A 22,065-nucleotide genomic window follows, 5' to 3' on the forward strand; every position below is an offset into this window, starting at 1 on the left:
GGACTTATTTTCCGCTTATTGGGCCAAATTTTCTGACCGAACGGTTATGTTTTTGCGCCCGTAATGAGCGGCTTTCACCCTGATATTGACGCCTTCTCAAGTGCGGTGAACGGCAGTTTGCGCTAGAATGCCGCCCTTTCCGATTTCCAACTCATTTCTACCACCCTTGCGTGAGGAAACCCTGATGTTTAGCCGTGACATGAACATAGCGGATTTTGACCCGGATCTCTGGGCTGCGATGAAAGCTGAAGATGCCCGTCAGGAGCATCACATCGAGCTGATCGCCTCTGAAAACTACACCAGCCCACGTGTGATGGAAGCTCAGGGCTCCCAGCTGACCAACAAGTACGCCGAAGGTTACCCGGGCAAGCGTTACTACGGTGGCTGCGAACACGTCGACGTGGTTGAACAGCTGGCCATCGACCGCGCCAAAGAACTGTTCGGTGCCGGTTATGCCAACGTACAGCCACACTCAGGTTCTCAGGCCAACGCCGCCGTTTACTTCGCCCTGTGCAAACCAGGCGACACCATTCTGGGCATGAGCCTGGCGCACGGTGGTCACCTGACTCACGGTGCTGCAGTGTCCTTCTCTGGCCGTGTATACAACGCCGTTCAGTACGGTCTGAACCCGGCGACCGGCGAAATCGACTACGAAGAAGTGGAACGTCTGGCCGTTGAGCACAAGCCAAAAATGATCGTGGCCGGTTTCTCTGCTTACTCCCGCGTGGTTGACTGGCAGCGTTTCCGCACCATCGCCGACAAAGTAGGCGCTTACCTGTTCGTGGATATGGCACACGTGGCTGGTCTGATCGCCGCTGGCGTTTACCCGTCACCAGTGGGTATCGCCGACGTCGTGACCACCACCACTCACAAAACCCTGCGTGGTCCACGCGGTGGTCTGATTCTGGCCAACGAAGACGAAGAGCTGAACAAGAAGCTGAACTTCGCCGTATTCCCTGAATCTCAGGGCGGCCCGCTGATGCACGTCATCGCTGCCAAAGCCGTGTGCTTCAAAGAAGCCATGAGCCCTGAATACAAAGAGTATCAGGCTCAGGTGCTGAAAAACGCCCGCGCCATGGCCGAAACCTTCATCAGCCGCGGCATTAATGTTGTCTCCGGCGGTACCGACGACCACCTGTTCCTGGTCGACCTGATCGGCAAGGAATACTCAGGTAAAGATGCAGACGCCGCTCTGGGCCGCGCCAACATCACCGTCAACAAAAACTCCGTACCGAACGACCCACGTTCTCCGTTCGTAACCTCAGGTATCCGTGTCGGCAGCCCGGCCGTTACCAGCCGTGGTTTCAAAGAAGAACAGTGCACTCAGCTGGCTAACTGGATCTGCGACGTGTTCGAAGGTCTGGAAAATGGCAACTCTGACGCGGTAGAAGCCGACGTTAAAGCCAAAGTTATCGCTCTGTGCGAACAGTTCCCGGTATACAAGTAATACGGAACTGATATGAAAACGCCCGGCTGTTTTCGCAGACAGCCGGGCGTTTTTGTTTGTGCCGGGTGTTGTCGCCCTTCTGTCACGGGTGCTGTCACCCTTTTGTCACAGAAGTGTCATAGCATCGCGTCGACGACGACCGCCCCGGAGGGGTTATGAACACGACCTGGCAACCCATTACCGAGCCCGATCTTCACACCCTGCTGCAGTCTGCGGAGCAGGCGATGAGCGGCGACATCACCCTCTTCTGGCATCAGATCCGTCTGCCACAGCCGGAACTCTGGCAACAGCACCCCTGGGCTGACGAAATCTGCGGCTTCTGGGTCGTGGCCGTGATGGGCAAGAACTGCCTCTACTTCAACGACCGCACGCAGGGTTTCTCCTTTGGCAGCTTCAGCAAATGGGGCCGCATCGACGACTACCTGCCGAGCAAACTGCCTCTGTGCGACCAGCTGCGCACCCTGCTGTCACCCGCCGCTCTGATTGCCGAAGCCTGATCCGAAACCCCACTGGCGGATCCGAACCCCCCTTGCGGGAATCCCCGGATCCGTCCAGAGGGTTAAAATCGGACAAAGACCCCTGAGCGCCCGGTCTTTTTTTGCCGAATCCCCCAGATAACGGTCATTAGCGGTACAAAAGCCCCGCTTTACGGCACAAACGGCCCGAATATTTTGTCCGCCTCTTACCTCCCGCGACTGACGCCGGCGGTCTTTAATGTCCTCACTCCAATAACAACAATTGTCGAGGACACCGATATGACTCAGGCAACCACTGCGGATGTGAGCCCGGTTCGTCAGACGGCCGGCGCCAAAGCAAACATTCCACCGCGCCGAATGGATTTTGAATTTGCGGAAGATACCAAGCGTTACTGGTACCGCGACAGTCCGTTTCTCACCACGTTCTGGACCACGCTGTCGACGCTGTTCCCGGAAGGCGAAACCTTCTTCGTGGACTCTGTGCGTAACTACCGCGGCGACATCACTGACCCACTGCTGAAAGCTCAGGTATCCGGCTTTATCGGCCAGGAAGCGATGCACAGCAAAGAACACAAAGCGTTCAACGATCTGGCGGAAAAACACGGCTTCCCGGCCAACAATCTGGACCGCGATCTTGGCTATCTGCTGCGCTTTGCCCGCAAGGCACTGCCGAAGAAACTGCAGCTGGCCGTGACCGTTGCGCTGGAACACTACACCGCCATTCTGGCCGAGCAGCTGCTGCGCGACCCGTCGCACCAGTCCAACATTCAGGACCCTGAAGCCCTGAAACTGTGGATGTGGCACGCACTGGAAGAAAACGAGCACAAAATCGTGGCCTACGATGTGTACAACCTGGTCGGCGGTGGTTATTTCACCCGCGTATTTACCATGCTGATCGTGACCCTGTTCTTCTTTGCCGTGGTTGGCATCGGTCATGTGCGCATGCTGTGGGCGGACCGCAAGCTGTTCGACGTCTGGGGCAACCTGAAAGGTTTCTGGTACCTGTGGAGCCCGAAAGGTCTGTTCCCGAAACTGCTGCCACAGTATCTGGACTTCTTCCGTCCGGGCTTCCACCCGAACGACCACGACACCGTTCAGCTGCTGGACGACTGGCGTGAAAAACTGCTGGGCAAAGGCGGCATGCTCGCCGACCAGATCAAAAACCCGCAGCGCGCATAATTATTACAAAATCTCACCATGCTCCCCGCGCCGGCACGGCTTCCGTGCTGGCGCTTCCCTCTGCAATCCCTTAAAATCCGCGGCCTACTCAGCCGAGCCGCTCTTTACCAGTTATGCATTGTCCCTTCTGTACCCACCCGGAAACCAAAGTTATCGATTCACGCCTGGTTGCCGATGGTGAGCAGGTACGACGCCGTCGGGAATGCATCAGCTGTGGCGAACGCTTTACCACCTTTGAAACCGCTGAACTGGTGATGCCACGCATCATCAAACAGAACGGCACCCGCGAACCCTTCAACGAAGACAAACTCCGCTCCGGTATCCAGCGTGCGCTGGAAAAACGCCCGGTCAGCGTCGAGGACATTGAAGCGTCACTGACCCGCATCAAACACCACCTGCGCGCCACCGGCGAACGCGAAGTACCGAGCCGTCTGCTCGGCGAACGCGTCATGGCCGAGCTGCGTCAGCTCGATCAGGTGGCCTATGTGCGCTTTGCCTCTGTGTACCGCAGTTTTCAGGACCTGGACGAATTCCGCGCCGAAATCGAGCGCATCTCTGCCCCCGCCTTTCTGAGCGAGGGGGGTGAATGAACCACGAATACTACATGGCCCGGGCGCTGCAGCTGGCAGCGCTGGGACTGTATTCGACCAGCCCGAATCCGCGCGTTGGCTGCGTCATTGTGCGCGACGGCGAAATCGTCGGCGAAGGCTGGCACCAGAAAGCCGGTGAGCCCCACGCCGAAGTGCATGCCCTGCGCATGGCCGGCGACAAAGCCCGCGGCGCCACCGCCTACGTCACGCTGGAACCCTGCAGCCACTATGGCCGCACCCCGCCTTGTGCCGAAGGCCTGATCAAGGCCGGTGTGGCGCGCGTGATTGGTGCCTGCTCTGATCCGAACCCGCTGGTTGCCGGACGGGGTTACCAGATGCTGCGCGACGCCGGTATCGAGGTGATTACCCCGTGTCTGGAAACGCAGGCCATCGCGCTCAACAAAGGCTTTATGCAACGCATGCGCAGCGGTCTGCCGCTGGTGCGCATCAAGCTGGCGCAGAGTCTCGATGGCCGCACCGCCATGGCCAGTGGCGAGAGCCAGTGGATCACAGGCCCGGCGGCCCGCGCCGATGTGCAACGTCTGCGTGCCCGCAGCTGTGCCGTGATCACAGGGGCCGGCTCGGTGCTGACCGACAATCCGTCGATGAAGGTACGCCCGCAGGAAAGCGGCATTGAGCAGGAAGACCGGCTGTGGCGTCAGCCTCTGCGCGTGGTTATTGACGGACAGCAACGCCTGACCGGCTCAGAAAAACTATTCTCGCTGCCAGGCGATATCCTGCTGGCGGTGGCCGATGCCAGTCGCAGCAAAGTACAGCGGGATGCCGCCCTTGGCTCACTGACCCTGTGGCAGGCGCCGTTAACCCGGCAGGGTAAGGTCGACCTGAATGCCCTGCTGGCCGAACTGGGCCGTCTGGGCTGCAACGAAGTGCTGGTTGAAAGCGGCGCCCAACTGGCCGGCGCCTTTATCGCCACCGGCCAGGTCAGCGAACTGGTGCTGTACTGCGCACCGACACTGCTCGGGAGCAATGCCCGTCCGCTGCTATCCTTAGGCCTTGAGCGGATGGAACAGCAGCTGCGCTGGCAGTGGCAGGATGTACGTATGGTCGGCGGCGATCTGAAGCTGACCCTGACACCGGCCTGAAACGCCGCGCTGCACACACGAGATCATTATGTTCACCGGAATTATTGAAGCCGTCGGCCGCGTGGCCGGCGTCGAAAACAAACAGGGCGATCTGAAACTGCGCATCAAAAGCGGCAGCCTCGACCTGAGCGATGTAAAACTGGGCGACAGCATCGCCACCAATGGCGTGTGTCTGACCGTCGTCGCGTTACCCGGTGACGGCTTTGTCGCCGATGTGTCGCGCGAATCCCTGGCGCACACACGCATCGCCAGCTGGAGCAGCGGCACCGCAGTGAATCTGGAAAAAGCCATGCTGCCGACCACGCGCATGGGTGGCCATCTGGTTACCGGCCATGTCGACGGCGTGGGTGTGGTGAAAAAGCGCAGCGCCGATGCACGCTCAGTACGCTTCACCATTGAGGCACCGGCGCATCTGCGCAAATACATTGCCGCCAAAGGCTCGGTCACGGTGGACGGCGTCAGCCTCACCGCCAACGCCTTAAGCGATGAAGGTTTTGAGCTGAACATCGTGCCGCACACGGCGCAGGAAACCACGCTCAACAGCCTGAAGGTGGGCTCTGAAGTACACCTCGAAGTCGACATTATTGCGCGCTATCTGGAGCAGCTGCTGCGCCCGGAAAGCGCCGGTCAGAAAAACAGTGAACAAAAAGCGGAAGGCTTAAATGCCGCCTTCCTGATGCAGAACGGTTTCTGGAAATAAGCAGGCGAGCTATGGCACTGAATAAAATCGAAGACATTATTGCCGATATCCGCGACGGTAAAATGGTCATTCTGATGGATGACGAAGACCGCGAAAACGAAGGCGACATTATTGTTGCGGCGGAAAAAGTTACGCCAGAAATTATTAACTTTATGGCCACCGAAGCGCGCGGATTAATCTGCCTGACGCTGACCGGTGAGCGTTGTGACTATCTCGGTCTGCCCGCCATGGTGACCGGTAACGGTGCTAAATTCTCGACGCCGTTTACTGTGTCCATTGAAGCAGCCGAAGGGGTTACCACAGGTATTTCGGCGGCCGACCGCGCCACCACCATCCGCGCGGCGGTCAACCCGATGGGCAAACCGACCGACATCGTGCAGCCGGGTCATATTTTCCCGCTGCGTGCGCGTCCGGGCGGTGTATTAAGCCGCGCCGGTCATACCGAAGCCGGTTGCGATCTGGCACGTCTGGCGGGCCTGATTCCGTCGTCCGCCATTGTCGAGGTGATGAACGCCGACGGCACCATGGCGCGTCGTCCCGATCTGGAAATTTTTGCGCAAAAACACGGCATTAAAATCGGCACCATTGCGGACCTGATTCACTACCGCATGACCAACGAAAAAACCGTGGATAAAATCAGCGAAGACAAAGTGCACACCGAATTCGGTGAATTTACCCTGCACACATTCCGCGACAGCATTCAGGGCGAAAACCATCTGGCCCTGACCATGGGCGATATTCAGCCCGACGCTCCGGTACTGGTGCGTGTGCAGACCAACAATCTGCTGCGCGACGTATTGGGCATCCGTAAATCCGAATCCGACAGCTGGTCGTCCACTCAGGCGTTAAGCCGCATTGCCCGGGAAGGCTGTGGTGCACTGGTGTTGCTGTCGGCTGGTCAGAGTGAAGATGTACAGACCAGTCTGGATGATTTCTTCGGCCGTGCGCGCCCGTTGCGCAGCCCGAACAAAGACAGCTCCGGCGCATTCCTCACCATTGGTACCGGCTCGCAGATTCTGCGCGAGCTGGGTGTGCAGAAAATGCGTCTGCTGAGCTCAGAAATGAAATACAGCGGTATTTCGGGTTTCGAACTGGAAATCACCGAATACCTGCCGTTTAACGAATAAGTTTTTAATGGGAAAACATCATGAAACATATCGATACCATTGAAGGAAACCTGACCCCGAACGACGGCAAATACGCCATTGTTGTGGGCCGCTGGAATGCGTTTGTTGTAGAAAGCCTGCTGGAAGGTGCTGTGGATTCTCTGCTGCGTCACGGCGTGGACGAACAGAACATCACCATCATCCGTGCACCGGGCGCGTTTGAAATTCCATTAGTGGTGCAGCGCGCTGCCGCCACTCAGCGTTTCGACGCCATCATCGCGCTGGGCGCTGTGATCCGTGGTGGTACACCGCACTTTGAATACGTGGCCGGCGAATGCGTAAAAGGCCTGTCGTCCGTGTCTCTGGAATTCGGTATTCCGGTTTCCTTCGGCGTACTGACCGTCGACACCATCGAACAAGCCATCGAACGTGCCGGCACCAAAGCCGGTAACAAAGGTGAAGAAGCGGCTATGTCTGCCTTCGAGATGGTTTCCCTGCTGCAAGCGATGGAGGCCTGATCGCATGTCACGTGCATCCGGCACCCAGAAATCCAGCCCGGCCGCGCGCCGTAAAGCCCGCCACTTTGCGGTACAGGCTCTGTATCAGTGGCACATGGCAGGCGCTGCACTGGCACAGATTGAAGCGGAATTCCGCACCGACAACGACATGAGCAAGGTCGACGTGGAATATTTCCACGACATCCTGCACGGCGTACCACGCGAGAAAAGTCTGCTGGATGGCAAAATCCAGCCGCTGCTCGACCGTCGTATGGACGAAATGACCCCGGTGGAACTGGCCATCGTGCGTCTGGGCGCCTACGAAATGGTGCACCGCATCGACGTGCCGTACAAAGTCGTGATCAACGAAGCCATTGAGCTGGCCAAAACCTTCGGTGCTACCGACGGCCACAAATTCATCAACGGTGTTCTTGATAAACTGGCTCAGCGTGAACGCGGCGTCGAAATCCGCGGCCCACGTAACTGATCCACACGGGTAACGCATATTCGCCGAATCAGGAGCGGTTTATGAGCAGTCAGGCGTTAGGGGAATTTGAATTAATCCGCCGTTGTTTTGCCAGCGGTTTCCCCATCGCCACCGACACCCTGCTGGGCATCGGTGACGACTGTTCCATCATCCGCCCGCCGCACGGCTACGACCTGGCGCAAAGCATTGATACCCAGGTCGCCGACGTGCATTTTCCGGCGAAAGCACCGGCCCGTTTAATCGCCCAGCGCGCCCTGCGCTGCGCGACCTCCGATCTGGCCGCCATGGGCGCCGCCCCTCAGGGTTTTCATCTGGCACTGACCCTGCCGCATTCCGACAGCGACTGGCTGGACGATTTTGCCCTTGGCCTGCGCGACACCGCCCACGCCCTGCGCATGCCGTTATTGGGTGGCGATACGACGCGTGGTCCGTTACTCATCGTCAGTATCAGCGTGCAGGGCTGGTTACCGGCCGGCAAAGGCATGACCCGCTCCGCAGCCCGTGCCGGTGACGACGTCTGGGTCAGCAGCCGCATCGGTGCCGCCGCACTGGCTTTGCCATTGGTGCTCGAAAATCCGGCGCTGGAAAAAGATCTGGCGCGCGCTTATTACCGCCCGGAAATTCAGCTCACGCTGGCGCAGCGCCTGTTGCCGCTGGCACACGCCTGCATGGATATTTCCGATGGTCTGCTGCAGGACGCCCGCCACATTGCCCGCGCCTCACTGGTGGACATGGTGATCGATGCCGCTGCGGTACCAACGCCTGTGACTCAGGACGACGAACGCTGGCCTGTCTGTTTTACCGGTGGTGACGACTACCAGCTGCTGTTTACCGCACCGGCTGATAAGCGCGAAGATATTCTGGCGCTGAACAGCATTCCCGGCGCAGCCTGTACCCGCATCGGCGAATGCCTGCCCGCGGCGACGCTGGAGCCCGATGTGCGCCTGCAGCTCAACGGTGAACCACTGGTGCTGAGCAGCGCCGGCTATCAGCACTTCGGTTAAGCCGATGCTGATTTCCCTGAATTACGCAATTTTTCTGCTGGCGCTGCTGCTGGGGTTGGATTTATACCGCCGTGGTAACGCCTTCCGCCCGGCAGCCACTCACCTCGCGCTGTTTGCATCTGCCGCTCTGCTCGGTGGTCTGGCGCATCACATGGAACTGGAACACGCCATCATCCGCAATGTGCTGGCCACAGTGAACGACGTCTTGCCCGGCTATTTCCGCCTCAGTCATATCCGCGATATTTTTACCCGGCTGTGGTTTTTAACTTTTATTGCCATCGGCTTCACCGAATATTATTTCATGCGCATTTTCCTGCATCCGGTGGCCGAGCATTTTCAGCTGCACTGGATTAAACCGACGCTCACCGCCTCTGTGCTGCTGTTCTGCACCGCCTCATTACTGATCAGCGAATATTCTCTGGTGGTCACCTACCACGTGCTGACCCATCTGCTGATCATCGGCTTTTCGCTGTTCCTGATTATTCAGTACCGGCTGCGCATTTTCTGGATTCTGATTTCTCTGGTAACCCTGAACCTGATCGCCGGCGCACTGTGGTCACTGATGGCACTGGGGAAAATCCCGACCGGACCACTGCACTACAACGACTGGTACCACATTCTGCTGCTGGTGTTTGTTGTCTATCTGCATCAGGTGCTGACCCGCGGCGGTCTGATTCAGGCGCTGCAGCAGTTACCACAACCGCACAGCACAGAAATGGCTGCTGAAGCCGCCGCTGCATCAAACGCGGAAAGCCCGCGCGGACGGCGAAAGCGTAAGAAAAGAAGCCCGCAGTAAAAAGCAAAAAAAGGCGCTGAAAAGCGCCTTTTTATTGCGTTAAAAACCGTAGGTTTAATCCGGCCGGCTCAGCTGCAACTGCTGATATTCCCGCGGCGACACCCCATACTGCTGATGAAAACGGCGGGTAAAATGACTGGGGTTGATATAACCCACTTCATAACAGACTTCGGTAATACCGCGTCCGGCGGCAATGAGTTCGCGCGCCCGTTCGAGCCTGCGCTGCTGCAGATACTCCATAGGCCCTGTGCCCATCACATGCCGGAACTGATCGTAAAACTTACTGCGCGACATGCAGGCCACACGGCACAGTTGCTCAATATCAATGGCGTCGGCCAGATGATCGTCGATGTAGCGCACCACATCGGTCAGACCATTCAGGGTGGGATCGTTGCGCGCACAGTGCAGCAGAAAATTGCGTCCCTGCTGACGCAGCATACGGGTCAGTAATTCAGTCACGCCCAGATTCAGCACCAGATCACGGTCGCTGTCGCGGCTGATAAAACTGTCGACGATGCGCACCAGCAACTGCTGAGTGGCTTCGGTGTGAAACAGATGCAGCACATGGTCGTGCTGCGGGCTCCACTCGCCCAGTTCTTTCGGTAACGGATTCATCTGATTGAGCTGATCGCACACGGTGCGCAGCCGGTCGCGGCTGATGCCCAGTGTCAGACAGCTGGTTGGTGCAGCGAGCGTGGCATCAGGAAAATCAATGGCAACGGTTTCGCCCGGCGCCATGACAAAGGATTCATGAGGTAAAAAGGCGGAATTAAAATGATTTTTTCCGTGCAGTATTTTCTTACCACTGATCATGCCGCAATACAGAATTTCTTCCGCATCCAGACGCACTTTTTCGGCCTGCGCAAAGGTATCGTAAATCGATAACTCGGCACCGTGACTTTCATACACAGTGCGGTTTTCCACCAGCTGCTGTGGCCCGGACGGACCCATGGTCCGGCGGCGGTTAAACGCCGCCTGTTTCATCAGTGAATTCTGCATCACAGACCTCCGCTGCTGCGCTCAGCAGCAGGTGCTTGTTTTCCTTATTCTTTTTCATCTCTGGCGTCAGTTTATCCGGCGTCCTGCACGCTCAGAACAAGAGCGGACGCTCGGCAAACTCATCCGGACGCACAGACAAGCGATGAATGATCAGAGCACATAGGATGACCCTGCACAACCCCGCAAGAGGTCGAAGGCACAGCCCCCGTCCCTGCGGCCGACTCAGAAGAATAAGGAGAAACGCTATGATTTATGCCAATCCAGGTCAGCCAGGTTCTGTCGTCAGTTTTAAACAGCAGTACCAGAATTACATCGGCGGCGAATGGGTAAAACCGGTGAATGGTCGTTACATGGATAACATCAGTCCGGTGAACGGTCAGGTGTTCTGTCAGGTGCCGCGTTCCGATGGTGCCGACATCGAGCTGGCGCTGGACGCCGCGCACAATGCCTTCAGCAGCTGGGGGCGCACGTCGGCCACCGAACGTTCGAATATTCTGCTGAAAATCGCCGACCGCATGGAACAGAATCTGGAAATGCTGGCCGTGGCCGAAACCTGGGATAACGGCAAAGCCGTGCGCGAAACCCTGGCCGCCGACATTCCGCTGGCCGTTGACCACTTTCGTTATTTCGCCGGTTGTCTGCGTGCGCAGGAAGGCACCATGGCCGAAATCGACGAGACCACAGTGGCCTATCACCTGCACGAACCTCTGGGTGTTGTTGGTCAGATTATTCCGTGGAATTTCCCGTTATTAATGGCCGCGTGGAAACTCGGTCCGGCACTGGCCGCGGGTAACTGCGTGGTGATGAAACCCGCCGAACAAACCCCGGCGTCTATTCTGGTGTTTATGGATCTGATCGGGGATCTGCTGCCGGCGGGTGTGCTGAACATTGTCAACGGCATTGGTGAAGAAGCCGGTCAGGCGCTGGCCACCAGCAAACGCATCGCCAAAATTGCCTTCACCGGCTCAACGCCTGTGGGCCAGCACATTCTGAAATGCGCCGCTGACCTGCTGATTCCAAGCACGGTGGAACTGGGCGGTAAATCACCGAACATTTATTTCGACGACGTGATGAAGCACGAAGACGATTACCTGAGCAAATGCGTAGAAGGTATGACGCTGGCGTTCTTCAATCAGGGCGAAGTGTGCACCTGTCCGTCACGCGCACTGGTGCAGGAAAGCATTTACAACGACCTGATCGCCATGGTGGTGGAGCGCGCCGGAAAAATCATCCGCGGCAACCCACTCGACACCGACACACAGGTGGGCGCACAGGCATCGGAAGAACAATTCGAGCGCATTATGAATTACATCGCCATCGGTAAATCCGAAGGCGCAAAAGTGCTGCTCGGCGGTGGCGCCGAAGCGCTGAATGGCGACTTGTCTAAAGGGTATTACATTCAGCCGACCATGCTGTTCGGTAACAACAACATGCGTATTTTCCAGGAAGAAATTTTCGGCCCGGTAATCAGCGTCACTACCTTTAAAAACGAAGCGGAAGCACTGGCCATCGCCAACGACACCGAGTTCGGTCTGGGTGCCGGCGTATGGACCCGCGACATGAACCGCGCCTACCGCATGGGCCGTGGTATTCAGGCGGGCCGCGTATGGACCAACTGCTACCACGCTTACCCTGCCCACGCCGCGTTCGGTGGTTACAAGAAATCCGGTATCGGCCGTGAAACCCACAAAAAGGCACTGGAGCATTATCAGCAGACCAAAAACCTGCTGGTCAGCTACAGCACCAGCCCGCTCGGTTTCTTCTGAGGTATTCCCTGCAATTCCCCGGCGGCCTTCGGGCCGCCTTCTTCACTCCGGTAAAAAATACCGCTTGCTGATGTTCAGCGCCGCCCGCACCCGTGGGCGTTTTTTCGTTCTGAGCCGCAGGCGCGGCAGAAACAACAGCGTTAACGCCGATTGCCGCGATTCACAGAACAAAGCTTTCCCGTCATCCGGGTGAACCCCGCCCTGCGCTTGTGGCACTCTGTGCATCATGCCCGGTACATCACCGGCGGAGAGACCGTGGAGCGCCAATGACTTCTCCCCTGACCCACATTCCGTTTTCGCTGCTGGAACTGGCCTCGGTGCCACAGGGTTTCAGCATCGCCGAAACCCTGAGCAGCATGCTCGACTACGCCCGTGCCGCCGACCGGCTGGGTATGAACCGCTTCTGGCTGGCCGAACACCACAACATGGAAGGCATCGCCAGCAGCGCCACCGCCGTGCTCATCGGCCAGATTGCCGCCCACACACAAACGCTGCGGGTCGGCTCCGGCGGCATTATGCTGCCCAATCACGCGCCGTTAATTGTCGCCGAACAGTTCGGCACACTGGACGCGTTATTTCCCGGTCGTATCGATCTGGGTTTAGGGCGTGCGCCGGGCACCGACCCCATTACCAGCCGCGCCTTACGCCGTGACGATATGCGCGCCGAACGCTTTCCCGACGAAGTAGCCGAACTGCAATTATTGCTCGGGCCTGATAACAACACGAAACGCGTTAAAGCATATCCGGGGGCCAACAGCGCGGTGGATATCTGGCTGCTGGGCTCCAGTTTATTCAGCGCCCAGCTGGCAGCTCAGCGTGGCCTGCCCTACGCCTTTGCCGGGCATTTTGCTCCGCGTCTGGCACGGGAAGCGCTGGCACTTTACCGCCGCCAGTTTGTTCCCTCTGACCGTTTGCAAAAGCCGTACGCCATTTTATGTCTGCCACTGATTCTGGCCGACAAGGATGACGAAGCGCGTTTTCTGTCCACCAGCTCACAGCAGCGTGTGCTGGCTTTATTGCAGGGACAGCCGCTGTATTTACCGCCACCGATTGACGATATGCAGGCCATCTGGGAAGACGACAGCCTGATTCACCTGCGTGCTCATATGCAGGATTTTCTGGCGTTATCTGTGATCGGCAGCCCGGCAACGGCCCGCTCGAAACTGGACATGCTGCTGCAGCAAATGCCGGTGGAAGAACTGATGTTTACCAACGATATTTTCGACCGGGAAAAGCGCATTCATGCGCTGGAATTGCTGGCCAGTCTTCGTGGATAAACAGCGGTTCAATGCCGACTGAGGGCACAAAGAGCCGTGGGCTTAGTGAGATAGCCTGCGGCATAGGCGGTGGGTCAATTCTTCCGCCTACTTTTTACCCTTACCTAGAGAAGAAGCAGGGGAATTTTATTCCTGCTCAATCGTTTTTTTCTTAGTTGGACAGACTTCAAACAAGGAAGTCGGCTTCTATCATTGACTGGAAACTTAATTGTCTACAGTATGAATCCAGAGCCTTTAGTGCATATTTAACAATAACCACTCACTTCATATGCAGAGAAATTCATGGACGAAATATCCTTTACGATTCAGTCAGATGGGCAACCAGTTAGTATCGCCAAGTTTGGAGAGTACTTTTAATGGTTGAGAGCATGTTATGTACTTGCGTTAGACGAACAAAAATTTTCTCTGGAAGCTGACGAAGATAGTGATGTAGCTGTCATATCTGCAACCAGAGAAGAGCTGGCCGAATCCATAGTAGAAAGGGCGAAACTCATGTCTCAGGAGGAGCTGAAATCTGCAGCAAATAGAGCTCTTTCTACCGAAGAGGACTTAATGCTTGTCGATATCTATCGACGAAATCCGTTCGAGATTTTCCTGTGCGGCACAGGAATAGCACTGACGGCAACGCAGATTGTTTCGGGTGGAAAATTTGAATTCAAAGTCACTGGTATAAAAATCGAAGTCCCTCCAATTGCTGAAGGCTTATACAAACTGAGAAGAGCGCCAGGTAAAGAATTAACTCGCCTACCGAAAATGCCCAGCAAGAATTTCCAATAGGTGCTGTCACGTCAAATCAATGGCGACAGGATTTCATTCCTGATATCGACTACGAATTCAACCGCTCGCGAATCACCTCAAACTCCGGGCTTAACCGCACGATGCCGTTAAACTCGGCTGAACTGATGCTGTCCATCGCCCCGCAATCGCAGGCCCAGAGCAGAGCCTGCTGAAATAAGGGGTCGTCGCTGAACGGTGGACGGCCCTGTAAATCGCGTTGTTTATCCAGCGGGTACGGCCCCTGATACTGAAAGCGATACGCAGCGCGGGCAAAGGCCACCGGCATTAAATCGGCCCAATGTTCGGCCTCGGCTTCGTCGATGCCCACCGCCTTTAACGCACTGACCTGTGCATCAAAATCGCTGTGCGCGGCCAGTGCGGCGGCGATGCGTTGTAAGCGGGAATAATCAGCACTCATGCGGCTACTCCGTTGCGGTTAGTTCCCCACACAGGGATTTTTCCATCAGGGTGCGGGTCGAGGCAATGATCTGTGCCGGGGCGCCGGTGCGGCTGAGCAACACATGCAGCTTGGTCAGCGTTGCTTCCAGCGTCATATCACCGGCCGAGACCAGCCCGCAATCGCGCAGGGCATGACCACCTGCGTATCCGCCCATATTCACACCACCACGCGCGCACTGGGTATGATTGACCAGCACCACGCCGCGTTGGTGGGCAGCTTTCAGTGCGTTCAGAAGCTGGGGTTGCTGCGGCGCATTACCGGCGCCGAAGGTTTGCAGAATCAGGCCGTCGAGCGGTTGCGCCAGCCAGTGTTCGGCCAGTGAAAAATCCAGCCCCGGATACAGGGTCAGCACCGCGATGGCTTTCGGGCTTACGGGCTGAAACGATGGCGTATTCGGGTGCAGCGGACGCAGCGGTGGCAGGCGCGGCTGCACATCAATGCCAACATTCAGCAGCGGTTCGCAGTTGGGCGAGGTGAACGCATTAAAGCCTTTGGCATCGGTTTTACTGGCGCGGTTGCCGCGTAGCAACTGGTGATGAAAAAACAGGCCCACCTCGGCCAGCGGATAATTGGCGGCAATATAGAGCGCGTTAAGCAGGTTGTCGTGGCCGTCGGAGCGCATTTCGGCCAGCGGAATCTGCGAGCCGGTAACGATCACAGGCTTACCCAGATCGGGCAACATAAACGACAGCGCCGAGGCGGTGTAGGCCATGGTATCGGTGCCGTGCAGCACAACAAACCCGTCGTAACGGCTGTAATTCGCCAGAATATCTGCGGCGATCATTTGCCAGTGCGCGGGCGTCATGTCGGACGAATCGAGCAGCGGCTGATATTCGTGCACAGTAAATTGCGGCATATCGGCGCGGGTAAATTCCGGCAGCGAGCGTAATTTCTGCTCCAGAAATCCGGCCACCGGCTGATAGCCCTGGGCGGTTTTCGCCATGCCGATGGTGCCGCCTGTGTAGGCGATATAAATGTGTTTGCGTTGTTCTGTCATGTAAGCCTGCGACGCTGCATAATCCCACCTGAATGGATATAGGTTGCCGCAGCGGAGAGAACAATGGAACTGCTTATTACCGGACTTGTGGTGTTTGTTGGCGGACACTCGGTGAATTTAATCGCGCCCGGCTGGCGCAACGCCATGGCGGCGCGTCTGGGCCTGCTCAACTGGAAGGGTCTGTACACTCTGGTCGCCCTGTGTGGCCTGATTCTGCTGGTACTGGGGTATGGCGATGCCCGTCAGAACCCGGTCTGGCTGTGGTAACCACCGCTGTGGACACGCCATGTCGCCGCTCTGCTGACCCTGCCCGCCTTTGTTTTGCTGTTCGCCAGTCAGGTGCCCGGCAACCGGCTGCAGGCCCGTCTCGGCCACCCTATGTACCTCGGCATTAAACTCTGGGCCTTCGCCCACCTGATCGCCAACGGCGGCCTGCACGACGTGCTGCTGTTTGGTGTGTTTCTGCTGTGGGGCATTGCGGGCTTTGCGGTATCACGGCGCCGTGACCGCCGCACCGGCGTCAGCCGTGTGTATAAAGGCCCCTCACGCGATGCGCTGACACTGGCCGTCAGCATCGGCGCCTGGGCCTTGTTTGCCTTCTGGGGTCATGCACTGCTGATTGGCGTAGCACCGCTTGCCAATTAACGCGGTGTGCCCAAATCCGAAAGCACGAATAAGGATGGGAAAACACAATGAACGAATCTCTGGTGCTGTCGCTCAGTGACAGCATTACCGAAGACGAAGTGGTCGACCTGTACCGCGCCAATCACTGGTCGTCGGCCGAAAAACCCGACCAGCTGCTGCCCGCGCTGCGTCATTCCCACAGTCTGGTAACGGCGCGCATCGACGGCCGTCTGGTGGGCCTGGGCAACGCCATTTCTGATGGCTTTCTGGTGGTGTATTACCCGCACATGCTGGTGCACCCGGACGTGCAGGGTCAGGGCATTGGCCGGCGCATGATGGAGGCGCTGCAGAGCGTTTATGCCGGTTTCCACCAGCAGATGCTGACCGCCGATGGCGATGCCGTGGCGTTTTACGAAGCCCTTGGCTTCGAGCGCGCGGGGCGTACATCGCCGATGTGGATTTACGCCGGCAATGAGCACTGAGCGCCGGATCCGCGACCTGCGCGGCTTAGGCCCGAAAAGCGAAGCGATGCTGGCGACCATTGGCGTCAGCAGCGTCGATGCGTTTCTGCAAAGCGACCCCTTCGAGCTGTATCAGCGCCTTAAAAAACCGCTGCCCGGCCTGTCGCTGAACCTGCTGTACGCCATGCTGGCCGCTCAGGAAGACCTGCCATGGCAGCAGATTGCCCGCGAGCGGCGCACGGAAATTCTGCTGCGCCTCGACGATATGGGCCTGGCGCCCTGAAATCTTCTGACGCCCTGATCTCTCCTGAAAACCGGCGCCCTTGTGACTGGCATTCAGCCACCCCCGGGAATATCCTAGCGGCATAGTCAGAAATTAAGGCCCACCATGTCTGTCCGCATCCCGTTTATTAATGCTTATGCCGCCCTTCCCGACCGTTTTTATGCGCGCGTATTACCAACGCCGGTGAAAGCGCCGCAGCTGATTCGTTTTAATCACGGGCTGGCGCAAACTCTGGGCATTGAGCTGAACGGCGCGGACGATGCTGAGCTGGCGGAACTCTTCAGTGGCAACCGCATGGCAGAGGGCGCAGAGCCATTAGCCATGGCCTACAGCGGCCATCAGTTTGGGCATCTGAACCCGCAACTGGGCGACGGCCGGGCGATTCTGCTGGGCGATGTCACCGATGCCAACGGCCAGCAGCGCGACATTCAGTTAAAAGGCAGCGGCCGCACTCCCTTCTCCCGCGGCGGCGATGGCCGCTCGCCATTAGGCCCGGCCCTGCGTGAATACATTCTGTGCGAAGCCATGACGGCCCTGGGCGTGCCGTCGACGCGCGCGCTGGCGGTGGTGGCGTCGGGCGAAGCTGTGGTGCGCGAACAAATGGAACCCGGCGCGGTATTTACCCGCGTGGCGGCCAGCCATATCCGCGTCGGCACCTTTCAGTATTTTGCCCTGCGCCGCGACAACGAAGCGCTGCAGCTGCTGGCCGACCATGTGCTGGCCAGGCATTACCCGGATATCGACACACAGGCGGACGACCGCTACCGGCAGTTGTTCCGTGCCGTGTGTCAGCGTCAGGCACAATTAATCGCGCGCTGGATGCTGCTCGGGTTTATTCACGGCGTGATGAACACCGACAACATGACCATCAGTGGCGAAACCATCGACTACGGCCCGTGCGCCTTTATGGACGCCTACCACAACGAAACCGTGTTCAGCTCCATCGACCGTCAGGGTCGTTACGCGTATCAGAATCAGCCCGCCATCGGGCAGTGGAATTTAGCGCGTCTGGCGGAAACCCTGCTGCCGTTATTCCCCGGCGATGAAGCGCAGGCCGTCGCCGACGCCACAGCCATTCTGCAGGATTACGTGCACATGCATCAGCGCGCGTGGGAACAGGGCATGGCCGCCAAACTCGGCTTTTCTGCAGTGCAGGAAGGCGACCGTGAACGGGCCGAAGCCCTGCTGGTGCTGCTGCAGGAAGGACGCATCGACTACACCTTGTTTTTCCGCCGCCTGAGTCATTGCACTCTGTCGGGCGCCGACCGCGGGGCGCTGTTGTCGCTGCTCGACCTGCCGCAGTGCCGTAAAACCGCGCCGCTGGAACAGCAGCTGAATCAATGGATCGACGGCTGGCAGCAGGCGTTGCAGCAACGCGAAGCACTGCCAGACGCCGAAGCCCGCATGCTGGCCGCCAACCCGGCGATTATTCCGCGCAACCACCGAGTCGCCGAGGCCATTAAAGCCGCTGAACAGGGCGATTATTCGGTGTTCCATTCGCTGTTGGCTGCGCTGGAAAAGCCGTTCAGCGAAGCGCCTGAATTTGCCGCGTACCAATTACCGCCGCAACCGGAACAACAGGTGCTGCGCACGTTTTGCGGTACCTGAGAACCTGAGTTTTACCTGAGAACCTGAGTTTTACCTGAGCACCTGGGTTTTACCTGAAGCCGGAACGCATGTTCGTGCATTCGTTATAAACCGCGTTTAAAAGCCCTGATCCGCATCAGCGCCCGGCCGCCCATGACACGCTAAAATAAAGCATCTGTTATCGCCGGAGGCCGCATGGAGCTGACGCCTTTTATGAACGGTCACACCGAGACCGCCTTTCAGTTGCTGATCGCCCTGCTGCTCGGCGCGCTGGTCGGCCTGCAGCGCGGCTGGGTATCGCGCGAGCAGGAAGCCGGCGCGCGCGTGGCCGGCATCCGCACCCACACCTTAATTGCCCTCACCGGCGGCATCAGCGTGATACTGGCGCACAGCATTTCACTCTGGTTTTTACCCGCCATGCTGCTGGTTGTCGCCGCCGTAGCCATCAGTGGTTACCGCACGCAGGCCAGCCAGAGTCAGAACGTCAGCATCACAGGCGTGGTCGGTTTATTGCTGACCTTCTGTTTCGGCGCCATGGCTGCCGCCGGCGAGGTGGTGATTGCCGCCATGGCCGCCGTGATAACCACCTTAATTCTCGATAATAAAAGCGAAATTCACAGTGCGGTGCGCAAGCTGCGCGAAAATGAGCTGGACGCCGGCCTGCAGTTATTGCTGATTTCTGTGGTCATGCTGCCGCTGCTGCCCGATCAGGGCTTCGGGCCCGGTGGTGTGATTAATCCGTATCAGGTGTGGTGGATGGTGGTGCTGATCGCCTCGATCTCATTTATCGGTTATTTTTCGGTGCGCATTCTCGGTGAGCGCAAAGGCCTGCTGTTCACCAGTTTATTTGCCGGTTTAAGTTCATCGACAGCGCTGACGCTGCATTTCTCGCGCCTTGCGCGCACCTCTCCGGCCAATGCGCCCTTGCTGGCGGCCGGTATTCTGCTGGCCTGCGGCACCATGTTTCCGCGCATTCTGCTCTATTGTCTGGTGATCAACCGCGAGCTGGTCAGCCTGTTGTGGCTGCCGGTATTGCTGATGACGCTGTCGCTCTATTTACCGGCCATTATCATCAACCTGCGTCACGATAAAACCGAAGTCACCCATCCGGAGCTGGTGAAAAATCCGCTGGAATTGCGCTCGGCGCTGCTGCTCGGTGGATTACTGGTGATTATTCTGCTGCTCGCTGAATGGCTGCGGCAGGAAATGGGCGCCACCGGTGTGTATCTGCTGGCGGCGGTTTCGGGTATTACCGACGTCGATGCCATCAGCCTGAGTTTGTCGCGCATGTCACTGAACGATGGGCTGGGTCTGGGCGTCGCCGCCACCGGCATTCTGATTGCGGTGACGGTCAATAATCTGTTTAAAACCGGCCTGTCGCTGGTGATCGGTAAAAGCGCGCTGGGTATCCGCGTTGCCAGCGCCATGTTTATTTCGCTGCTGATTGGCGCTGCCAGCTTATGGGCCTCACTGCACTGGGGCTGATGCTGAACTGGGGCTGATGCTTACGTGTGCCAACAATAATTCCTATCCGATTCACAACGCCGGTTTAGCTGGCGTTTTTTTATCGTCTCTTTAACCGGGTTTTACACACGACGACACCCTAACCCGATAGCGTCTGACCATGTTCTGAACGGCTTTTTAAAACGACCGTACAGAACGGCTGGTAAATCTGTCGAAATCACCCGATAAAAGCCAAGGCTGACAAATTAAAAATTCCTTTTTAATTCGCGTTAAATTCCCTTCAAATACCGGAACTATCGTTTTAAACCTGTTTTATTTCGACAAAACACCCCACACAACGCCGACTTTTTTGTAGCGTTTTGTATGCGAACAATCGCGCCAGCGCGACGCATAACAGGACAATTAATAATTTTATTTCACCAATCCTTTTCCAGAATGCCGGTTATTGCGTTTACGCAAAACTGACATTGGAACGATCAGGCCAAACAGCGTAAAGCATCAAGATGGCCGGTATTTACCCCCTCTTCTTACGTCGGGCCAGCCTGCGCTAGGGTGTCCGCCACTTAAGGACCCCATTCAGGTAACGGCATGGCAAAACGGAAACCAGCAGCGTCTCCGGCTACTCCGTCACCACCTGATGACCAGATCCCATCAGGATGCGCAGCCGCTGTGGCTGCGGTTTCTGTAATCGCTGGTTCATTCCGGCATTAACACCATGGAGAGACTGAATGCTGAATAAAACAATAACGAAAAGCGGTACATCAGGTTACACGGCACCGGACGCAGGGGCGAAAAACACCCTGCTGCGCCGGTTGTTTTTATTACTGGTACTGGGGTTTTCCCAGCTCACCGCGTTGCCACTGGCGCAGGCAGCGACCGGCGTATTCCCCGACAGTACCTTCCAGAATCTGGATTACGGCCTGTACTGGTTTGGTTACGACGACAACTGGCAAAAAGCCGTGCCCGGCCAGAGCAATGCCTATTTCGCCAATAACAAACCGACGGTGATTTATATTCACGGCTGGCAGAACGGATCAACGGTGCTTAAAAACCGGGAAACCTTCTACCGCAAAGACGCCGGTGGCCCGGATCTGGATCTGGCCCATGCCTGGCTGGCGGCCGGTTACAACGTGGGCATTCTGTACTGGAACCAGTTCGCCGACGAAGGTGAAGTAAAAGACGCCGAAGCCAAAATCTGGACCGCCACCGGTCCACGCGCCATGCGCTGGCGCAACAGCAGTGGTGTGTACAGCAGCGGCCCGGGCAAGTCGGCCGGCGACCTGCTGTTTGATCAGTACAAAGCCAATATGGCCAGCTACACCGGCAGCAATATCCGTATTCTGGGTCACTCACTGGGTAACCAGATGGCCATCGTCCTGACCAAAAAAATCAGCGACGCGGTCAGCGCCGGTACTCTGTCCAGCCGTCTGCTGCCGAAGCGCGTGGCCTTGCTTGATCCTTTTTATTCGAATTACGCCAAGAGCTGGCTGAGCAATCGCTGGGTCGGTGAAGTGTGCCGCACCTACGTCAGCGAACTGAAAACCAAGGGCGTTATTTTTGAGGCTTACCGCAGCTCATCGGTGACCAACACGGTATTTGTCGGCGACGCCAATAATAACCTGATGAAAATGACCGCCTTTACCGAACTGAAACCCTGGTATTTCAATTCCGCACAGCAGGTTGAAAAGCATAATTCGGCGGTATGGCATTACCTGTGGTCGTTCAGTTTTAATCCGCCGCTGATTACCGGCACCACCCGTCAGGCGGCCTCGGCCAGCACCAGCGACAGCCGCATTAGTACGCTGATGAACGGCACGAAAAAACTGGTGCATGATCAGGGTGCCTACACCAAAGAACCGTCGGACGATAATTTCAAAGAAGCCAATCGCTGAGCGCCCATTGGTGCAATTCGAACGAACATAAAAAAACCGGCCAGAAATGGCCGGTTTTTTTATTACCCCATGACAAAGCGTCATGGGCTTACA

Annotated in this window: 22 protein-coding genes and 1 pseudogene; 20 read left to right on the forward strand and 3 right to left on the reverse strand. The window is 57.3% G+C overall.

Annotation, left to right across the window (positions count from 1 at the left end):
- Positions 1-184: 184 nt before the first annotated feature.
- The 11 genes from glyA to ACQUQU_RS13465 all read left to right on the forward strand — a co-directional run bounded on the left by glyA (position 185) and on the right by ACQUQU_RS13465 (position 9,385).
- Positions 185-1,447: a serine hydroxymethyltransferase gene (gene glyA, locus ACQUQU_RS13415; protein WP_430460208.1), complete on the forward strand. Its 1,263-nt coding sequence runs from the start codon at positions 185-187 to the stop codon at positions 1,445-1,447.
- Between the two features lie 155 nt (positions 1,448-1,602).
- Complete coding sequence (locus ACQUQU_RS13420) at positions 1,603-1,944, forward strand: hypothetical protein (protein WP_430460209.1); 342 nt, start codon at positions 1,603-1,605, stop codon at positions 1,942-1,944.
- Between the two features lie 258 nt (positions 1,945-2,202).
- A complete protein-coding gene (locus tag ACQUQU_RS13425; protein WP_430460210.1) occupies positions 2,203-3,102 on the forward strand; it encodes a metal-dependent hydrolase in 900 nt (299 codons plus the stop codon).
- Positions 3,103-3,215: 113 nt separating this feature from the next.
- Complete coding sequence (gene nrdR, locus ACQUQU_RS13430; RefSeq protein ID WP_430460211.1) at positions 3,216-3,692, forward strand: transcriptional regulator NrdR; 477 nt, start codon at positions 3,216-3,218, stop codon at positions 3,690-3,692.
- Positions 3,689-4,795 (forward strand): bifunctional diaminohydroxyphosphoribosylaminopyrimidine deaminase/5-amino-6-(5-phosphoribosylamino)uracil reductase RibD, encoded by a 1,107-nt coding sequence (gene ribD / locus ACQUQU_RS13435; RefSeq protein ID WP_430460212.1) that lies wholly within the window; start codon positions 3,689-3,691, stop codon positions 4,793-4,795. The genes nrdR and ribD overlap by 4 nt, the downstream gene beginning before the upstream one ends.
- A 28-nt stretch (positions 4,796-4,823) precedes the next feature.
- Positions 4,824-5,495 carry a riboflavin synthase gene (locus tag ACQUQU_RS13440; protein WP_430460213.1) on the forward strand — a complete coding sequence of 224 codons (672 nt, stop codon included), beginning with the start codon at positions 4,824-4,826 and terminating at the stop codon, positions 5,493-5,495.
- 11 nt (positions 5,496-5,506) lie between these two features.
- Positions 5,507-6,622: a bifunctional 3,4-dihydroxy-2-butanone-4-phosphate synthase/GTP cyclohydrolase II gene (gene ribBA / locus ACQUQU_RS13445; protein WP_430460214.1), complete on the forward strand. Its 1,116-nt coding sequence runs from the start codon at positions 5,507-5,509 to the stop codon at positions 6,620-6,622.
- Between the two features lie 20 nt (positions 6,623-6,642).
- Complete coding sequence (gene ribH / locus ACQUQU_RS13450; protein ID WP_430460215.1) at positions 6,643-7,119, forward strand: 6,7-dimethyl-8-ribityllumazine synthase; 477 nt, start codon at positions 6,643-6,645, stop codon at positions 7,117-7,119.
- 4 nt (positions 7,120-7,123) lie between these two features.
- A complete protein-coding gene (gene nusB, locus ACQUQU_RS13455; protein WP_430460216.1) occupies positions 7,124-7,585 on the forward strand; it encodes a transcription antitermination factor NusB in 462 nt (153 codons plus the stop codon).
- A gap of 41 nt (positions 7,586-7,626) precedes the next feature.
- Positions 7,627-8,589: a thiamine-phosphate kinase gene (thiL, locus tag ACQUQU_RS13460; protein WP_430460217.1), complete on the forward strand. Its 963-nt coding sequence runs from the start codon at positions 7,627-7,629 to the stop codon at positions 8,587-8,589.
- 4 nt (positions 8,590-8,593) lie between these two features.
- Entirely contained in the window at positions 8,594-9,385 is a 792-nt protein-coding gene (locus ACQUQU_RS13465) for a hypothetical protein (RefSeq protein ID WP_430460218.1), read from the forward strand.
- A 54-nt stretch (positions 9,386-9,439) separates the two neighbouring features.
- Here ACQUQU_RS13465 and ACQUQU_RS13470 read toward each other — a convergent pair whose 3' ends face one another.
- Complete coding sequence (locus ACQUQU_RS13470) at positions 9,440-10,384, reverse strand: helix-turn-helix domain-containing protein (protein ID WP_430460219.1); 945 nt, start codon at positions 10,382-10,384, stop codon at positions 9,440-9,442.
- Positions 10,385-10,629: 245 nt separating this feature from the next.
- Here ACQUQU_RS13470 and exaC point away from each other — a divergent pair, with 245 nt between their 5' ends.
- The 3 genes from exaC (at position 10,630) to ACQUQU_RS13485 (ending at position 14,204) form a co-directional block, all read left to right on the forward strand.
- A complete protein-coding gene (gene exaC / locus ACQUQU_RS13475; protein WP_430460220.1) occupies positions 10,630-12,150 on the forward strand; it encodes an acetaldehyde dehydrogenase ExaC in 1,521 nt (506 codons plus the stop codon).
- Positions 12,151-12,416: 266 nt separating this feature from the next.
- Positions 12,417-13,427: an LLM class flavin-dependent oxidoreductase gene (locus ACQUQU_RS13480; protein WP_430460221.1), complete on the forward strand. Its 1,011-nt coding sequence runs from the start codon at positions 12,417-12,419 to the stop codon at positions 13,425-13,427.
- Positions 13,428-13,919: 492 nt separating this feature from the next.
- Positions 13,920-14,204 carry a hypothetical protein gene (locus ACQUQU_RS13485; RefSeq protein WP_430460222.1) on the forward strand — a complete coding sequence of 95 codons (285 nt, stop codon included), beginning with the start codon at positions 13,920-13,922 and terminating at the stop codon, positions 14,202-14,204.
- A gap of 49 nt (positions 14,205-14,253) precedes the next feature.
- Here the strand turns inward: ACQUQU_RS13485 and ACQUQU_RS13490 are convergent, their stop codons facing one another.
- Both ACQUQU_RS13490 and ansA read right to left on the reverse strand, forming a co-directional pair.
- A complete protein-coding gene (locus ACQUQU_RS13490) occupies positions 14,254-14,622 on the reverse strand; it encodes a hypothetical protein (RefSeq protein WP_430460223.1) in 369 nt (122 codons plus the stop codon).
- A gap of 4 nt (positions 14,623-14,626) precedes the next feature.
- Positions 14,627-15,661, reverse strand: coding sequence for an asparaginase (ansA, locus tag ACQUQU_RS13495; RefSeq protein WP_430460224.1), 1,035 nt, complete (start codon positions 15,659-15,661; stop codon positions 14,627-14,629).
- A gap of 63 nt (positions 15,662-15,724) precedes the next feature.
- Between ansA and ACQUQU_RS13500 the strand changes: the two are divergent.
- The 6 genes and pseudogenes from ACQUQU_RS13500 (at position 15,725) to ACQUQU_RS13525 (ending at position 21,972) form a co-directional block, all read left to right on the forward strand.
- Positions 15,725-16,306 (forward strand): annotated as a pseudogene (locus ACQUQU_RS13500) (NnrU family protein).
- A gap of 47 nt (positions 16,307-16,353) precedes the next feature.
- Positions 16,354-16,767 carry a GNAT family N-acetyltransferase gene (locus ACQUQU_RS13505; RefSeq protein ID WP_430460225.1) on the forward strand — a complete coding sequence of 138 codons (414 nt, stop codon included), beginning with the start codon at positions 16,354-16,356 and terminating at the stop codon, positions 16,765-16,767.
- A complete protein-coding gene (locus ACQUQU_RS13510) occupies positions 16,757-17,029 on the forward strand; it encodes a TfoX/Sxy family DNA transformation protein (RefSeq protein ID WP_430460226.1) in 273 nt (90 codons plus the stop codon). The genes ACQUQU_RS13505 and ACQUQU_RS13510 overlap by 11 nt, the downstream gene beginning before the upstream one ends.
- A 105-nt stretch (positions 17,030-17,134) precedes the next feature.
- Complete coding sequence (locus ACQUQU_RS13515) at positions 17,135-18,637, forward strand: protein adenylyltransferase SelO (RefSeq protein ID WP_430460227.1); 1,503 nt, start codon at positions 17,135-17,137, stop codon at positions 18,635-18,637.
- A gap of 174 nt (positions 18,638-18,811) precedes the next feature.
- Entirely contained in the window at positions 18,812-20,101 is a 1,290-nt protein-coding gene (locus tag ACQUQU_RS13520) for an MgtC/SapB family protein (protein WP_430460228.1), read from the forward strand.
- Positions 20,102-20,808: 707 nt separating this feature from the next.
- Entirely contained in the window at positions 20,809-21,972 is a 1,164-nt protein-coding gene (locus tag ACQUQU_RS13525; protein WP_430460229.1) for a hypothetical protein, read from the forward strand.
- Positions 21,973-22,065 lie beyond the last annotated feature (93 nt).

This window comes from Thalassolituus sp. LLYu03, assembly GCF_050507655.1.
Lineage (GTDB): Bacteria > Pseudomonadota > Gammaproteobacteria > Pseudomonadales > Oceanobacteraceae > Venatoribacter.

What these genes read in the sequence shown, in the direction of transcription:
- ribH (WP_430460215.1), top strand. Translation starts at nt 6,643, where the DNA reads ATGAAACATATCGATACCATTGAAGGAAACCTGACCCCGAACGACGGC.
- ribD (WP_430460212.1), top strand. Translation starts at nt 3,689, where the DNA reads ATGAACCACGAATACTACATGGCCCGGGCGCTGCAGCTGGCAGCGCTG.
- ACQUQU_RS13485 (WP_430460222.1), top strand. Translation starts at nt 13,920, where the DNA reads ATGTCTCAGGAGGAGCTGAAATCTGCAGCAAATAGAGCTCTTTCTACC.
- ACQUQU_RS13480 (WP_430460221.1), top strand. Translation starts at nt 12,417, where the DNA reads ATGACTTCTCCCCTGACCCACATTCCGTTTTCGCTGCTGGAACTGGCC.
- ACQUQU_RS13440 (WP_430460213.1), top strand. Translation starts at nt 4,824, where the DNA reads ATGTTCACCGGAATTATTGAAGCCGTCGGCCGCGTGGCCGGCGTCGAA.
- nrdR (WP_430460211.1), top strand. Translation starts at nt 3,216, where the DNA reads ATGCATTGTCCCTTCTGTACCCACCCGGAAACCAAAGTTATCGATTCA.
- ACQUQU_RS13510 (WP_430460226.1), top strand. Translation starts at nt 16,757, where the DNA reads ATGAGCACTGAGCGCCGGATCCGCGACCTGCGCGGCTTAGGCCCGAAA.
- ribBA (WP_430460214.1), top strand. Translation starts at nt 5,507, where the DNA reads ATGGCACTGAATAAAATCGAAGACATTATTGCCGATATCCGCGACGGT.
- ACQUQU_RS13470 (WP_430460219.1), bottom strand. Translation starts at nt 10,384, where the DNA reads ATGCAGAATTCACTGATGAAACAGGCGGCGTTTAACCGCCGCCGGACC.
- ACQUQU_RS13520 (WP_430460228.1), top strand. Translation starts at nt 18,812, where the DNA reads ATGGAGCTGACGCCTTTTATGAACGGTCACACCGAGACCGCCTTTCAG.
- ACQUQU_RS13490 (WP_430460223.1), bottom strand. Translation starts at nt 14,622, where the DNA reads ATGAGTGCTGATTATTCCCGCTTACAACGCATCGCCGCCGCACTGGCC.
- ACQUQU_RS13525 (WP_430460229.1), top strand. Translation starts at nt 20,809, where the DNA reads ATGCTGAATAAAACAATAACGAAAAGCGGTACATCAGGTTACACGGCA.
- ACQUQU_RS13420 (WP_430460209.1), top strand. Translation starts at nt 1,603, where the DNA reads ATGAACACGACCTGGCAACCCATTACCGAGCCCGATCTTCACACCCTG.
- glyA (WP_430460208.1), top strand. Translation starts at nt 185, where the DNA reads ATGTTTAGCCGTGACATGAACATAGCGGATTTTGACCCGGATCTCTGG.
- ACQUQU_RS13425 (WP_430460210.1), top strand. Translation starts at nt 2,203, where the DNA reads ATGACTCAGGCAACCACTGCGGATGTGAGCCCGGTTCGTCAGACGGCC.
- thiL (WP_430460217.1), top strand. Translation starts at nt 7,627, where the DNA reads ATGAGCAGTCAGGCGTTAGGGGAATTTGAATTAATCCGCCGTTGTTTT.
- nusB (WP_430460216.1), top strand. Translation starts at nt 7,124, where the DNA reads ATGTCACGTGCATCCGGCACCCAGAAATCCAGCCCGGCCGCGCGCCGT.
- ansA (WP_430460224.1), bottom strand. Translation starts at nt 15,661, where the DNA reads ATGACAGAACAACGCAAACACATTTATATCGCCTACACAGGCGGCACC.
- exaC (WP_430460220.1), top strand. Translation starts at nt 10,630, where the DNA reads ATGATTTATGCCAATCCAGGTCAGCCAGGTTCTGTCGTCAGTTTTAAA.
- ACQUQU_RS13515 (WP_430460227.1), top strand. Translation starts at nt 17,135, where the DNA reads ATGTCTGTCCGCATCCCGTTTATTAATGCTTATGCCGCCCTTCCCGAC.
- ACQUQU_RS13505 (WP_430460225.1), top strand. Translation starts at nt 16,354, where the DNA reads ATGAACGAATCTCTGGTGCTGTCGCTCAGTGACAGCATTACCGAAGAC.
- ACQUQU_RS13465 (WP_430460218.1), top strand. Translation starts at nt 8,594, where the DNA reads ATGCTGATTTCCCTGAATTACGCAATTTTTCTGCTGGCGCTGCTGCTG.